Below are 14,128 nucleotides of genomic sequence, written 5' to 3'. Positions count from 1 at the left end.
GACGCTCTGCGTCCCGAGATGCATTCCCACGCAGAGCGTGGGAACGATCATATGCGGGGATCAGGTACCGGCGATCAACTGCCGAGCCGCCTGGCTGTGATCGGCAATCAGACCTTTCAGGTCCAACCCCTCGACCTGCCCATCAACCACACGCCACTTGCCACCGATCATCACCCGATCTGCCCGATCAGCGCCGCACAGCAGCAATGCCGAAATCGGATCATGGCTGCCGGAGAAGCGCAGTTCATCAAGCTTGAACAACGCCAGATCCGCCTGCTTGCCCACGGCGATTTCGCCGATGTCGCTGCGACCGAGCAGGCTCGCCGAACCCTTGGTCGCCCAGCCCAGCACGCGTTCCGGGGTGATCTTTTCGGCGCCGTAACGCAGGCGCTGGATGTACAGGGCCTGACGCGCTTCGAGGATCATGTTCGAGGCATCGTTGGACGCCGAACCGTCGACGCCAAGACCGAACAGCGCGCCGGCGTCGGTCAGCTCGATGCTCGGGCAGATGCCGGACGCCAGGCGCATGTTCGAGCTTGGGCAGTGGCAGATGCCGGTGCCGGCCTGGCCGAGGCGGGCGATTTCGTCGGGGTTGAAATGGATGCCGTGCGCCAGCCAGGTTCGCGGGCCGAGCCAGCCGACGCTGTCCAGATAATCGACGGTGCGCAGACCGAAACGTTGCAGGCAGAAGTCTTCTTCATCAAGGGTTTCAGCGAGGTGGGTGTGCAGACGCACATCGAGCTTGTTCGCCAGATCAGCGCTGGCGGACATTATTTCCGGAGTCACCGAAAACGGCGAACATGGCGCCAGAGCGATCTGGATCTGCGCGCCGTCGCCACGCTCGTGGTACTCGTGAATCAGCCGCTGGCTGTCATCGAGAATCACCTGACCTTCTTGCACCGTTTGTTGCGGAGGCAGGCCGCCGTCCTTCTCGCCGAGGCTCATCGAGCCGCGCGTAAGCATGGCGCGCATGCCCAGTTCACGCACCGTTTCGACCTGCACGTCGATGGCGTTTTCCAGACCGTCCGGGAACAGATAGTGATGGTCGGCAGCCGTAGTGCAACCCGAGAGCAGCAATTCGGCCAGCGCCACTTTGGTCGCGAGGGCGAGTTTTTCCGGGGTCAGCCGTGCCCATACCGGGTACAGGGTTTTCAGCCACGGAAACAGCGGCTGATTGACCACCGGCGCCCAGGCGCGGGTCAGGGTTTGATAGAAGTGATGGTGGGTGTTGATCAGGCCCGGCAGGATCACGTGCTCGCGGGCATCGAACACTGCATTGCACGGCGACGACGGCTGCTGACCGGCAGCGAGCACTTCGACGATCACACCGTCTTGCACGACAAGGCCGCCACGGGCATCAAGCTCGTTGGAGGTGAAAATGGCGAGGGGGTTTTTTAACCAGGTACGGGTCGCAGGCATTGTGGCCGGCTCCTCTGAAAGTTGGGTTCAGGGTTGCCAGCTCAGTGTTGCCCTGTCTGCTGATCCAGGGTCGCCGCGAAGGACGAGGCGCGCAGTTTCAAACAAATCGCAGCGCCGGGCAAGCGCCACCCGACCATTCGCCATCACTCCCTGTGGGAGCGAGCCTGCTCGCGAAGGCGTCATGTCAGTCGATACAGATTTAACTGACAGATCGTATTCGCGCGCAGGCTCGCTCCCACATCGGGATTTTCAGTGCTTACCAGGCAATCGTTTCCCCTTTGTAATTGACGAAGTGATGCCCGCCCTTGCCGGTGAACGCATTGACCTGATCAATCAGCCCGCGAGTGCTGGTTTCTACATCCAGGTCAGCACCTTCGCCGCCCATGTCGGTCTTCACCCAGCCCGGGTGCAAGGACAGTACGGTGAGTTTCTGTTCACCCAGTTGCGTGACAAAACTGTTGGTCATCGAATTCAGCGCCGCTTTGCTCGCCTTGTACAACGCCAGCTCCGGCGCGTCGGGCATGGTCACGCTGCCGAGCACCGAACTCATGAACGCCAGCACGCCGCTGCCGTCGCGGATCTGCCCGACGAAACGCTGGGCCAGATTGATCGGCGCCACCGCGTTGGTGAAAAACAGCTGCCCGACCTCGGCCAATGTCGCGCCGCCCGGGGTCTGCACGTCCGGTCCTTTGACCCCAGCGTTGACGAACAACAGGTCGAAGGTTTCGCCCTTGAGCTTCTGGCTGAGGGCGATCACTGCTTGCTGATCGTCCATATCGAGCTTCTCGATGCGCACGTCACCCAGCGCTTGCAGCGCCTCGGCCTTCTGCGGATTGCGCACCGTCGCGGTCACTTGCCAGCCATCGCCCAGCAGGGTCTTCACCAGACCGAGGCCCAAGCCGCGGGAGGCGCCGATGATCAGTGCGTTTTTTGCCTGAGACATGATGGGTTTCCTTGAAAGTCAGCATTCAGGATTCAATGGACACGCCTGACCGCGCCACAGTTGCAGCGCTTGGCGAAACAGGCTTTGACCCCGGAGCATACTCCAGGCTTCTTGAGTTTCTCGAGGGTGTTTGATCAGAAACAGTTGTGGGGCGTGATTCAAGTGTTGCCTGTGCGGACGCTTTCGCGAGCAGGCTCGCTCCCACATTTGCCCGCGTTCACTCAGATCCCCTGTGGGAGCGAGCCTGCTCGCGAAGAGGCCCGCTCTGACAACGATCAGTGTCCCGATTGCCACGGCTGCCCCAACGAAACCGGCGCATACAACCGAGTGCGCACGGCATCGCGGGACAGCATCACCAGCACCAGGATCGTCGCGACATACGGCAGCATCGCCAGCAGGCTCGAAGGAATCGCCAGTCCCAATCCCTGTGCCACCAAGTGCAGGATGCTGGCGAGGCCGAACAGGTACGCCCCAAGCAACAACCGCCACACCCGCCAACTGGCGAACACCACCAGCGCCAGGGCGATCCAGCCGCGGCCAGCGGTCATGTTTTCCGCCCACATCGGCGTGTAGGCCAGCGACAGATACGCCCCGGCCAACCCGGCCATCGCTCCGCCAAACAGCACCGCCAGGGTGCGCACGGTCAGCACTGGCAAGCCCATGGCGCTGGCCGCATCCGGGTTTTCACCGACCGCTTGGATGATCAGGCCGACACGACTTTTGATGATCACCCACGCCACCAGCGCAAACAGCGCGAACGACAGATACACCAGCAGATCCTGGGCAAACAGCATCCGCCCGATCAGCGGGATCTCACTCAGATACGGAATCGCCAGAGGCTCGAAACCCGCCAGCGGCTTACCCACCCAGGCCGCGCCGACAAATGTCGACAGGCCCACGCCGAAGATCGTCAGGGCCAAACCGGTGGCGACCTGATTGGCGTTGAACACCAGTGCGACCAGGGCAAACAGTGACGACAACAACATCCCGGCCAACATCGCCAGCAGCACACCCAGCCACAGGTTGCCGCTGTTCAGCGCGACGATAAAACCGATCACCGCACCGAACAGCATCATGCCTTCCTGGCCGAGGTTGAGGACGCCGCTTTTCTCGCAGATCAACTCACCCAATGCCACCAGCAACAGCGGCGTGCCGCAGCGAACCATGGCATAGAAAATATTGCTCAACAGATCGATATCCATCACAGCGCTCCGGCGTTTACGGCAGGGGTCGAGGCGCGCCGGGTCCAGCGCAGTTTCAGACGTGGCCGATAGAGAATCAGCACGTCACAGGCGAGCAGGAAAAACAGCATCATGCCCTGGAACAATTGGGTGATCGCTTGCGGCAGATTGAGCGACATCTGCGCGCTCTCGCCGCCGATGTACAGCAGCGCCATGAGCAGACTGGAGAACAAAATGCCAAGCGGATTCAGCCGTCCGAGAAACGCCACGGTGATTGCCGCGTAGCCATAGCCCGGTGACACCTGCGGCACCAATTGGCCGATCGGCCCGGTCACTTCGCAGACCCCGGCGAGCCCGGCCAGACCACCGCTGATCAACAGCGCCAGCCAGATCAGGCGCTTCTCGCGAAAGCCGACAAAACCTGCCGCACGCTTGTCCAGCCCGAGTACTTTGATCTGGAAGCCGATAAAGCTTTTCTGCAACAGCACCCACACCGCGACCAGCGCGAGCAGGGCGAAATACACCCCGGCGTGCACGCGGCCGTCCTCCAGCAGCAGCGGCAAACGACTGGCGTCGCCGAACATCGCCGACTCGGGAAAATTGAAGCCCGCTGGATCCTTCAACGGCCCGTGCACGCAAAACAGCAGCAAGTTCAGCGCGATGTAGTTGAGCATGATGCTGGTAAGGATTTCATTGGCATTGAAGCGCGTGCGCAGCCATGCGGTGAGCCCGGCCCATGCGGCGCCCGCCAGCGTGCCGGTCAGCAGAATCAGCACCAGCGCCCAGCGACTTTGCATGTCGATAATGTTCACTGCCAAAGCACTGCCGGCCAAGGCGCCGAGGAGCAACTGGCCTTCGGCGCCGATGTTCCAGATCCGCGCCTGGTAGGCCACGGCCAAGCCCAGTGCACAGAGCAAAATTGGCAGCGCCTTGACCAGCAATTCAGACACGCCATACAAATCGCTGACCGGTGCGATCAGCAGTGTGTGCAAGGTTTGCAGCGGGTCGTGGCCGAGCGCGATGAACAACAGCGAGCCGCAGCCGAGGGTCAGCGCCGCCGCCAATAACGGCGAGCACCACAGCATCAGACGCGATTGCTGGCCACGGGGTTCGAGAGAAAGCAGCATGTTGAAACTCCGTTAAACCGAAGCGGCGAGAGGTGAATGATCGAACTGGCCGGCCATCCACGCGCCGACATCGCTCAGTTGTGTAGCGCCGGTGTCTTGCAGCGCCGACAGACGCCCGCCGCACAGCGCGCCGAGGCGATCGCTGATCTGGAACAGCTCATCGAGGTCTTCGGAAATCACCAGAATTGCCGCGCCGGCATCGCGCAGGGCAATCAGCGCACGGTGAATGGTCGCGGCGGCGCCGACGTCGACGCCCCAGGTCGGGTGCGCGGCGATCAGCAGTTGCGGTTGCTGAAGAATTTCCCGGCCGAGGATGAATTTCTGCAAGTTGCCGCCGGACAGGCTGCGCGCAGCCGTTTGCGTGTCCGGGGTTTTCACGCCGAAACGCTGGATGATCTGCTGCGCGAGGGCTTGGACTTTGCCGCGTTGGATCAACCCGTGGCTCACCAGTCCTTGCTGGAAAGCACTGAGCAGGGCGTTATCGGCCAGGCTCAACTCCGGCACCGCGCCGTGGCCGAGGCGTTCGGCCGGCACGAAGGCCAGACCGAGTTTGCGCCGCGCATCCGGGCGCAGGTCAGCGACGTTTCTATCTGCGAAGCGCAGGGTCGCCGCTTGCGCACGAGGCAAGGGCTGCTCGCCGCTGAGCAGGGCGAGCAATTCATCCTGACCATTGCCCGCGACCCCGGCGATGCCGACGATTTCACCGCTGCGCACTTGCAGGTCGATGTCTGTCAGCGAGCAACCAAACGGATCCGGGTTGTGCCAGCTCAAACCCTGCACCTGCAAAAATGCCGCGCCACCGCTGACCTTCGGATACTCGCCAATCAAAGCCGCCGCTTCGCCGACCATCAGTTGTGCCAGTTGCTGATCCGTACATTGCGCCGGCAGGCAATGCCCGGCTACCCGACCGCCGCGCAGCACCGTGGCGCTGTGGCACAAGGCGCGCACTTCACCGAGCTTGTGGCTGATAAACAGAATGCTGCAGCCCTCGTCGGCAAGGCGCCGCAGGGTGATGAACAATTCGTCCGCCTCTTGCGGCGTCAGTACTGAGGTCGGCTCATCGAGAATCAGCAGGCGGATGTCCTGCATCAGGCAACGGATGATTTCCACCCGCTGGCGCTCGCCGATCGACAGGCTGTGGACACGTCGCTCCGGCTCCAGCGCCATGCCGTAACGCCGCGATACTTCGCGAATCTTCGGCTCCAGTTGCTTCGGCGTGCCGGCCGCCGCGCCCATCGCCAGGGCAATGTTCTGCGCCACGCTGAGGGTTTCGAACAGCGAGAAATGCTGGAACACCATGCCAATGCCCAACTGCCGCGCCTGCGCCGGATTGCGCATTTGCACGCGCTGCCCCTCCCAGAGCATTTCACCGCTGTCGCACTGGGTGACCCCGTAAATGATCTTCATCAACGTACTTTTGCCCGCGCCGTTTTCACCGAGCAGGGCATGGATCTCACCCGGCGCGATGCTCAGGTCGATGGCGTCGTTGGCCAGACAACCGGGGTAGCGTTTGCTGATCTGGCGCAGTTGCAGGCGCGGCGGGGAAGGGGCGATGGACATGACAGGCTCGACTGACTTGGAATTGTGCCTGTGGATAAAGCAATTTCCTGGCCATTGAGTCAGGAACGCTTGCGCAACCCGTTGGCAAACGCCGATTGCAGCGCATCGGCGCTCGACCTGGTTCGTGGTCGAGCACCATTTCAGCGCAAAGCCGTTGATCAGGCTCCAGTTTTGCCCGCGAGTAGTTGGTTAAAAAGTGAGCAAACGCTTGCGGCCTAGACAGATCCAGCGACAGCGGTGGTCATGAACGGCTTATCCACAGGTTGCTCCACAGTAATTGTGCGCAAGCCTGGGACCTGGGCATAAGCACTGCATTGCTTTGTTCTAATGGTGATAAACGCAGTTAACTGTTTGTTTTTAGGCTGAATTCCCGTTTCGTCGGATCAATTGAACGAAAAGTGAACAAATCGCGCAAAGCCGCATGACAGAAGGGTTACAGCGGTGTGTGCTCAGGTTATCCACAAGCGGGTGCACAACAGGTGTGGGCAACTTGCCAACTCGGGGATGCCCTAAAAGATCGCAGCCTTCGGCAGCTACTACAGGGGAACGCATTTCAACTGTAGGAGCTGCCGAAGGCTGCGATCTTTTGATCTTGAATTTATCGCTGCAACAAAATCCGCCCACGGCTCAAGTCAGCAAGTTGCGTTTGCAAGATATCGATCTGCGCTTGCCCCACCGCTAACTTCAACTCCACCCCATTGGCCGTGAAGTTTTCCTCCACCACCAATCCACCGAGATCGGCCACGCGCAACTTCACCAGCGCCAACTCGGCAAATCCACAGGCGCAACTCAGCGACACACGGCTGATCAGCTCGATTTTTTCCGCCGCTTGCAGGCACTTGTTGGCGCCACCGCCGTAGGCCCGGGCCAAACCGCCGGTGCCCAGTTGAATGCCGCCGTACCAGCGGATCACCAGCACCGCGACCTGATCGCAGTCCTGCGCCTCGATCGCCGCCAGAATAGGGCGTCCGGCGGTGCCGCCGGGTTCGCCATCGTCAGTGCTGCGGTATTGCGCGCCGAGTTTCCACGCCCAACAGTTGTGCGTGGCATTCAAGTCGCTGTGCTGCTCGAAAAACGCCTGCGCGTCGGTAGGGCTGCTGATCGGTGTCGCCAGAGTGATAAAGCGGCTTTTGCGAATCTCTTCGCGGTACTCGCAAAAACCGCTGAGGGTGAAAGGCATAAACGTCTTATAGAGAAGGAGTGAGGCCGCAGCCTTTGAGAATGATGCGGATCAGGTTGTTGCCGGCGTCTTCCATGTCCTGCTTGGTCAACTTGCTGCGCCCGGTGACGCGGCATATCTGCGTGGCGAAGTCGGCATAATGCTGGGTGCTGCCCCACAGCAGGAAAATCAGATGCACCGGATCGACCGGGTCCATTTTGCCTGCATCGATCCACGCCTGAAACACCGCCGCGCGCCCGGTGAACCAGGCGCGGTAGTCCTGATTGAAATATTCGCTCAGGCATTCGCCGCCGCTGATCACTTCCATGGCGAAGATCCGCGAGGCCTGTGGCTGGCGCCGGGAGAATTCCATCTTCGCGCGGATGTAGCGGGTCAGCGCTTCGGCCGGGTCATCCTCGGCAGTGAGGGTGTTGAAGGTGCTGTCCCACAACTCGATGATGTTGCTCAGCACCGCCACATACAAACCGAGCTTGTTGGTGAAGTAGTAATGCAGATTGGCCTTGGGCAGCCCGGCATTCTGCGCGATGGTGTTCATGCTGGTGCCTTTGAACCCGTGACGGGCGAACTCGTCTTCGGCGGCTTTGAGAATGGTCTCTTCGTTCTTCTGACGAATGCGGCTGGCGGGTTTGCCGCCGTGGGCTGGGACTTCAAAGGTCATAGGCACTTCCGGGATTGTCTGTGGGTGCAACCAGTTGCGTTGATAGCGCACCCACAGGCATCCGACAAGTCCTTGCGCGGAAAAACAGTTACGCCTGTTCGATCTTGTTCAACGACGCGGGACTTTTTGCCGCTGTGGTTTTGCCTTCCGGCAACAACAGACACAGGAAGATTGCCGTCAGCCCGCCGCTGGTGATCGCCGAGTCGAACAGGTTCTGCACCAGTTTCGGCAGCAGGTGCAGCAGGTTCGGTTGCGCGGCGATGCCGAGGCCGACGCCGAACGAAGTGGCGATGATCAACATGCTGCGTCGGTCCAGCGGCGACTGCGCGAGAATGCGCACGCCCGCCGCCGCCACCGCGCCGAACATCACCAGCGTTGCACCGCCGAGCACTGGTTTGGGGATCTGTTGCAGCACCGCGCCGATCATCGGGAACAGGCCGAGGCAGAACAGGATCGCGCCGATGTACAGGCCGACGTAGCGGCTGGCAACGCCGGTCAATTGGATCACGCCGTTGTTCTGCGCGAACGTTGTGTTGGGGAAAGCGCTGAAAGTCGCCGCGATCATGCAACTCACGCCGTCACCGAGCACGCCACCGCGCAAGCGGCTTATATAAGAAGGGCCGCTGATCGGTTGGCGGGCAAGCATGCAATTGGCGGTGAGGTCGCCGACGGTTTCGATGGTGCTGATCAGATAAATCAACGCGACCGGCAGGAAAGCGGTCCAGTCGAAGGTGAATCCGAACTTGAACGGCGTAGGAAAACTCACCAGCGGCAAGTCAGGCAACGGCTGTGGCACCAGTTTCCCGCTGAACCACGCCGCGAGGCTGCCGAGCACAAGTCCGATGATGATCGCCGACAGCCGCACCCACGGCGTATTCGAGCGGTTGAGCAGAATGATTGTCAGCAGCACGAACACGCCCAAGGCCAGATTACCCGGCGCGCCGAAGTCCGGCGCGTTGAAGCCGCCACCCAGATCTGTGATGCCGACCTTGATCAGGCTGATGCCGATCAGCGTGATGACGATGCCGGTCACCAGCGGTGTCACCACTCGGCGCAACTGACCGATGAAACGGCTGAGCACGATCTGCACGATTGCGCCGAAAAAGCACACGCCGAAAATCATCGCCAGAATATCTTCCGGGCTGCCGCCGCGCTGCTTGACCAGAAACCCGGCCGACAGCACCGCACCGAGAAACGCGAAACTGGTGCCTTGCAGACAGATCATCCCCGCGCCAATGCCGAACGGTCGCCGCGCCTGGATAAAGGTGCCGACGCCCGAGACCATCAGCGCCATGCTGATCAGGTACGGTAGATGCGCGGTCAGCCCGAGCGCGGAACCGATCACCAGTGGCGGGGTGATGATGCCGACGAAACTCGCGAGCACGTGTTGCAGCGCGGCGAGAATGGCGGCGAGTGGTTTGGGGCGGTCGTTGAGGCCGTAGATCAGTTCACTGGATGAATCGGAATCTGGCTGCATCGCTTTGGCTTCTTGAAGGAGAGTTACCCCTTCTCTGCAAAAACCTGTCCACTTGCTCAGGTTATTCCTCGATTCTGTCGATGAGGCCCAGCCGGGCTGGGCTCTGCGCGCTTATCTATCGCGTCGCGGCCAGACTCTCCAGGAAACTTTCCAGCACCAAATGAGGGCGCCGCCCCTTGCGCGTGACCGATGCCAGACTCAAATCGTAAAAACGCGTGCCGGCCTTGAGCGCACGCAAGCGCCCCTGCTGTACCCAAAGATTGGCGTAGTGATCCGGCAGGTAACCGATGTAGCGTCCGGTCAGAATCAGAAATGCCATGCCCTCACGGTCAGAGGCACTGGCGGTGCAGTTGAGCGCCTGGTAGTGCGCCTGAATCTCTGCCGGCAAACGGAAGGTCGGCGCAATCGCGTCCTGACTGTCGAGGCGTTGATCATCGAGTTGCTTGTCGTCGACATAAAACAGCGGATGACCCACCGCGCAATACAGCAGCGAACGCTCGCTGTACAACGGCTGATATTCCAGTCCCGACAAAGCGCTGGCCTGCGGCACCACGCCAACGTGCAGGCGCCCGTCGAGCACACCTTGTTCAACTTCGTTTGGTGCAATCATGCGAATCTGGATCTGCACATCCGGCCCGCGTTCTTTTAACTGCGCGAGGGCGTGGGTGATGCGCATGTGCGGCAGGGTGACGAGGTTGTCGGTGAGGCCGATGATCAACTCGCCGCGCAGGTGTTGGTGCAGACCGTTGACCTCGGTGCGAAAACTCTCCAATGCACTCAACAGCTGTAGTGCCGACTGATACACCTCACGACCTTCCTCGGTCAGCGAAAACCCGGCCCGGCCACGCTGACACAAGCGCAAGCCGAGGCGCTGTTCCAGATCGCTCATCTGCTGGCTAATCGCCGAGCGCCCGATGCCGAGCACGGTTTCCGCTGCGGAGAAGCCGCCACACTCCACGACGCTGCGAAAAATCCGCAGCAGGCGAATATCAAAATCACTGACCTGGGCCAATGGATCGGCGCGGCGGCTGCTCATTTCTTGTTCTCTTTGTTTAGCAATGATCTAACTGAAGGTTAGAAGAGTTGGATTTCACCGACTTTATCGCCGTGGCAATTTAGCTGCAACAACGCTTTCCATCTCCCTGACGCTTATGCCCTGCGAGGTTTTGCCCGATGAACATGCCTGAAAACGCGCCGTCGCCACTGGCCAGCCAACTGAAGCTGGACGCGCACTGGATGCCGTACACCGCCAACCGCAACTTTCAGCGCGACCCGCGTCTGATCGTCGGCGCTGAAGGCAGCTGGCTGTTCGACGACAAGGGCCGCAAGATCTACGACTCGCTGTCCGGTCTGTGGACCTGCGGCGCCGGGCACACCCGCAAGGAAATTCAGGAAGCCGTTTCGAAACAACTGGGCACCCTCGATTACTCGCCGGGCTTCCAGTACGGCCATCCATTGTCGTTCCAGCTGGCAGAGAAAATCACCGAACTGACCCCGGGCAACCTGAACCACGTGTTCTTCACCGACTCCGGTTCCGAATGCGCCGATACCGCGGTGAAAATGGTCCGTGCCTACTGGCGCCTAAAAGGCCAGGCGACCAAGACCAAGATGATCGGCCGCGCCCGTGGTTACCACGGTGTGAACATCGCCGGCACCAGCCTCGGTGGCGTCAACGGCAACCGCAAACTGTTTGGTCAGGCGATGATGGATGTCGATCACCTGCCGCACACACTGCTGGCGAGCAACGCGTTTTCCCGTGGCATGCCGGAGCAGGGCGGTATTGCTTTGGCCGATGAACTGCTGAAGTTGATCGAACTGCACGACGCTTCCAACATCGCTGCGGTGTTCGTTGAGCCGATGGCCGGCTCTGCCGGGGTATTGGTTCCGCCGCAGGGTTACCTCAAGCGTCTGCGCGAGATCTGCGATCAGCACAACATCCTGCTGGTGTTTGACGAAGTGATCACCGGATTCGGTCGCACCGGTTCGATGTTCGGCGCCGAGAGCTTCGGCGTAACACCGGACCTGATGTGCATCGCCAAGCAAGTCACCAACGGCGCGATTCCGATGGGCGCGGTGATTGCCAGCTCCGAGATCTACCAGACCTTCATGAACCAGCCGACGCCGGAATATGCCGTGGAATTCCCCCACGGCTACACCTATTCGGCGCACCCGGTGGCCTGCGCCGCCGGTCTTGCGGCACTCGATCTGCTGCAAAAGGAAAACCTGGTGCAGAGCGTCGCCGAAATTGCGCCGCATTTCGAGAACGCGTTGCACGGCCTGAAAGGCTCGAAGAACGTCATCGACATCCGTAACTACGGCCTGGCCGGCGCGATCCAGATTGCCGGGCGTGACGGCGACGCCATCGTGCGTCCGTTCGAAGCGGGCATGGCCCTGTGGAAAGCCGGGTTCTACGTGCGCTTCGGCGGCGACACCCTGCAGTTTGGCCCAACCTTCAACAGCAAGCCGCAAGACCTCGATCGTCTGTTCGACGCGGTCGGCGAAGTGCTGAACAAGCTCGACTGATTTTTCCTTCTATATATGTACGAAACAACAGGCGCCTCTTGCGGCGCCTGCTGACCAGAATTCAGGAGTGTTCGATGAGCGTTATCCCGCATTTGATCAATGGCGAACTGGTGACCGAGAACGGTCGCGCGGTGGATGTGTTCAACCCGTCTACCGGCCAGGCGATCCATAAACTGCCATTGGCCAGCCAGGCCACCATTCAGAAAGCCATCGATGCCGCCAAGGCCGCGTTCCCGGCCTGGCGCAACACGCCGCCGGCAAAACGCGCCCAAGTGATGTTCCGTTTCAAGCAACTGCTTGAGCAGAACGAGGCGCGCATCTCGCAACTGATCAGCGAAGAGCACGGCAAGACCCTGGAAGACGCCGCCGGTGAATTGAAGCGCGGTATCGAGAACGTCGAGTTCGCCTGCGCCGCCCCGGAAATCCTCAAGGGCGAATACAGCCGTAACGTCGGCCCGAACATCGATGCCTGGTCAGACTTCCAGCCGTTGGGGATTGTTGCCGGTATCACTCCGTTCAACTTCCCGGCCATGGTCCCGCTGTGGATGTACCCGCTGGCGATCGTCTGCGGCAACTGCTTCATCCTCAAGCCATCCGAGCGCGATCCAAGCTCGACGCTGCTGATCGCTCAGTTGCTGCTGGAAGCAGGATTGCCGAAAGGCGTGATGAGTGTGGTTCATGGTGACAAGACGGCGGTGGACGCGTTGATCGAAGCGCCGGAAGTCAAAGCGCTGAGCTTCGTCGGTTCGACACCGATTGCCGAATACATCTACGCCGAAGGCACCAAGCGCGGCAAACGCGTTCAGGCACTGGGCGGCGCGAAGAACCACGCGGTGTTGATGCCGGATGCCGATCTGGACAATGCGGTCAGTGCACTGATGGGCGCGGCCTACGGTTCCTGCGGCGAACGCTGCATGGCCATCTCGGTGGCCGTGTGTGTTGGCGACCAGGTCGCGGACGCGCTGGTGGCGAAACTGGTTCCACAGATCAAAGCGCTGAAAATCGGCGCGGGTACCTCGTGCGGTCTGGACATGGGGCCGTTGGTTACCGGTCAGGCGCGTGACAAGGTCAGCGGTTATGTGGACGACGGTGTGGCGGCGGGCGCGACCCTGGTGGTCGATGGTCGTGGTTTGAGCGTTGCCGGGCATGAAGAAGGCTTCTTCCTTGGTGGCTGTCTGTTCGACAACGTCACCCCTGAGATGCGCATCTATAAAGAAGAGATCTTCGGGCCGGTGCTGTGCGTGGTGCGGGTGAACAGCCTGGAAGAGGCGATGCAACTGATCAATGATCACGAATACGGCAACGGCACCTGCATCTTCACCCGTGACGGCGAAGCGGCGCGGCTGTTCTGTGACGAGATCGAAGTCGGTATGGTCGGCGTCAACGTTCCGCTGCCGGTGCCGGTGGCTTATCACAGCTTCGGCGGCTGGAAGCGTTCGCTGTTTGGCGACCTGCATGCGTATGGTCCGGACGGCGTGCGCTTCTATACTCGTCGCAAGGCAATCACCCAGCGCTGGCCGCAACGTGCGAGCCATGAAGCTTCGCAGTTCGCATTCCCTAGCTTATAAGTAGCTGGATGTGCAGGAGGCCGACCTTTCAGGTCGGCCTTCGCGTTTTCGGGGCTTTTTGACCGATATGACAGAAATATGAAAATAGGTGTTGACGGCAGATTCCAGAGGTCTATAATTCGCCCCACTTCCGGCGCAGTCGAAACGGAAAACTCCTTGAAATTCAAAGAGTTGCGCAGTTTTCGACAGCGGCTTGCTTCAGATCATCGAAGCCTGGAAGGAGTTGAAAGAGCAGTGATGTGTAGCTCTTTTAACGGTTCGATCTTCTCGGTCGAAAGCGGAGAAAAAGAGGTGTTGACAGCAGCGATTAACGCTGTAGAATTCGCCTCCCGCTAACGAGAGATCGGAAGCGCAAGTGGTTGAAGTTGTTGAAGAATTCTTCGAAAACTTCTGAAAATAATCACTTGACAGCAAATGAGGCTGCTGTAGAATGCGCGCCTCGGTTGAGACGAAAGATCTTAACCAACCGCTCTTTAACAACTGAATCAAGCA

At 60.4% G+C, this 14,128-nt stretch carries 12 protein-coding genes; 3 read left to right on the top strand and 9 right to left on the bottom strand.

All coding sequences use genetic code 11. From position 1 onward, the window contains the following. Positions 1-60: 60 nt before the first annotated feature. The 9 genes from ACMYUN_RS11180 to ACMYUN_RS11140 all read right to left on the bottom strand — a co-directional run bounded on the left by ACMYUN_RS11180 (position 61) and on the right by ACMYUN_RS11140 (position 10,581). Complete coding sequence (locus tag ACMYUN_RS11180) at positions 61-1,419, bottom strand: 8-oxoguanine deaminase (protein ID WP_415763715.1); 1,359 nt, start codon at positions 1,417-1,419, stop codon at positions 61-63. A gap of 256 nt (positions 1,420-1,675) precedes the next feature. After that, the gene (locus ACMYUN_RS11175; protein ID WP_039764086.1) at positions 1,676-2,362 is read right to left on the bottom strand and encodes an SDR family oxidoreductase; all 687 of its coding nucleotides are present in this window, start codon (positions 2,360-2,362) and stop codon (positions 1,676-1,678) included. Positions 2,363-2,637: 275 nt separating this feature from the next. Then, on the bottom strand, positions 2,638-3,564 hold the full coding sequence (locus ACMYUN_RS11170; RefSeq protein ID WP_039764088.1) for an ABC transporter permease: 927 nt from the start codon (positions 3,562-3,564) through the stop codon (positions 2,638-2,640). After that, the gene (locus ACMYUN_RS11165; RefSeq protein WP_415763714.1) at positions 3,564-4,670 is read right to left on the bottom strand and encodes an ABC transporter permease; all 1,107 of its coding nucleotides are present in this window, start codon (positions 4,668-4,670) and stop codon (positions 3,564-3,566) included. The genes ACMYUN_RS11170 and ACMYUN_RS11165 overlap by 1 nt, the downstream gene beginning before the upstream one ends. A gap of 12 nt (positions 4,671-4,682) precedes the next feature. Beyond that, entirely contained in the window at positions 4,683-6,230 is a 1,548-nt protein-coding gene (locus ACMYUN_RS11160) for an ABC transporter ATP-binding protein (RefSeq protein ID WP_415763713.1), read from the bottom strand. A gap of 598 nt (positions 6,231-6,828) precedes the next feature. After that, positions 6,829-7,410, bottom strand: a complete 582-nt coding sequence (locus ACMYUN_RS11155) for an IMPACT family protein (protein WP_415763712.1) — start codon at positions 7,408-7,410, stop codon at positions 6,829-6,831. A 7-nt stretch (positions 7,411-7,417) separates the two neighbouring features. After that, the gene (locus ACMYUN_RS11150) at positions 7,418-8,068 is read right to left on the bottom strand and encodes a TetR/AcrR family transcriptional regulator (RefSeq protein WP_024011475.1); all 651 of its coding nucleotides are present in this window, start codon (positions 8,066-8,068) and stop codon (positions 7,418-7,420) included. 88 nt (positions 8,069-8,156) lie between these two features. Further along, positions 8,157-9,545: a uracil-xanthine permease family protein gene (locus ACMYUN_RS11145; RefSeq protein WP_415763711.1), complete on the bottom strand. Its 1,389-nt coding sequence runs from the start codon at positions 9,543-9,545 to the stop codon at positions 8,157-8,159. A gap of 115 nt (positions 9,546-9,660) precedes the next feature. Then, the gene (locus tag ACMYUN_RS11140; protein WP_016771807.1) at positions 9,661-10,581 is read right to left on the bottom strand and encodes a LysR family transcriptional regulator; all 921 of its coding nucleotides are present in this window, start codon (positions 10,579-10,581) and stop codon (positions 9,661-9,663) included. Between the two features lie 137 nt (positions 10,582-10,718). Here ACMYUN_RS11140 and ACMYUN_RS11135 point away from each other — a divergent pair, with 137 nt between their 5' ends. From ACMYUN_RS11135 to ACMYUN_RS11125, 3 genes are all read left to right on the top strand, one after another. Further along, complete coding sequence (locus ACMYUN_RS11135) at positions 10,719-12,068, top strand: aspartate aminotransferase family protein (protein WP_415763710.1); 1,350 nt, start codon at positions 10,719-10,721, stop codon at positions 12,066-12,068. 74 nt (positions 12,069-12,142) lie between these two features. Next, positions 12,143-13,636: a CoA-acylating methylmalonate-semialdehyde dehydrogenase gene (locus ACMYUN_RS11130; protein WP_103306253.1), complete on the top strand. Its 1,494-nt coding sequence runs from the start codon at positions 12,143-12,145 to the stop codon at positions 13,634-13,636. 156 nt (positions 13,637-13,792) lie between these two features. Beyond that, entirely contained in the window at positions 13,793-13,972 is a 180-nt protein-coding gene (locus tag ACMYUN_RS11125) for a hypothetical protein (protein ID WP_217878588.1), read from the top strand. Positions 13,973-14,128: the final 156 nt, after the last annotated feature.

Source organism: Pseudomonas sp. CP4 (assembly GCF_047758505.1).
Classification (GTDB): domain Bacteria; phylum Pseudomonadota; class Gammaproteobacteria; order Pseudomonadales; family Pseudomonadaceae; genus Aquipseudomonas; species Aquipseudomonas fluorescens_AO.
Note: the sequence above shows the minus strand (reverse complement) of the source record. Positions and strands in the feature narration are given on the sequence as shown.

What these genes read in the sequence shown, in the direction of transcription:
- ACMYUN_RS11180 (WP_415763715.1), bottom strand. Translation starts at nt 1,419, where the DNA reads ATGCCTGCGACCCGTACCTGGTTAAAAAACCCCCTCGCCATTTTCACC.
- ACMYUN_RS11175 (WP_039764086.1), bottom strand. Translation starts at nt 2,362, where the DNA reads ATGTCTCAGGCAAAAAACGCACTGATCATCGGCGCCTCCCGCGGCTTG.
- ACMYUN_RS11170 (WP_039764088.1), bottom strand. Translation starts at nt 3,564, where the DNA reads ATGGATATCGATCTGTTGAGCAATATTTTCTATGCCATGGTTCGCTGC.
- ACMYUN_RS11165 (WP_415763714.1), bottom strand. Translation starts at nt 4,670, where the DNA reads ATGCTGCTTTCTCTCGAACCCCGTGGCCAGCAATCGCGTCTGATGCTG.
- ACMYUN_RS11160 (WP_415763713.1), bottom strand. Translation starts at nt 6,230, where the DNA reads ATGTCCATCGCCCCTTCCCCGCCGCGCCTGCAACTGCGCCAGATCAGC.
- ACMYUN_RS11155 (WP_415763712.1), bottom strand. Translation starts at nt 7,410, where the DNA reads ATGCCTTTCACCCTCAGCGGTTTTTGCGAGTACCGCGAAGAGATTCGC.
- ACMYUN_RS11150 (WP_024011475.1), bottom strand. Translation starts at nt 8,068, where the DNA reads ATGACCTTTGAAGTCCCAGCCCACGGCGGCAAACCCGCCAGCCGCATT.
- ACMYUN_RS11145 (WP_415763711.1), bottom strand. Translation starts at nt 9,545, where the DNA reads ATGCAGCCAGATTCCGATTCATCCAGTGAACTGATCTACGGCCTCAAC.
- ACMYUN_RS11140 (WP_016771807.1), bottom strand. Translation starts at nt 10,581, where the DNA reads ATGAGCAGCCGCCGCGCCGATCCATTGGCCCAGGTCAGTGATTTTGAT.
- ACMYUN_RS11135 (WP_415763710.1), top strand. Translation starts at nt 10,719, where the DNA reads ATGAACATGCCTGAAAACGCGCCGTCGCCACTGGCCAGCCAACTGAAG.
- ACMYUN_RS11130 (WP_103306253.1), top strand. Translation starts at nt 12,143, where the DNA reads ATGAGCGTTATCCCGCATTTGATCAATGGCGAACTGGTGACCGAGAAC.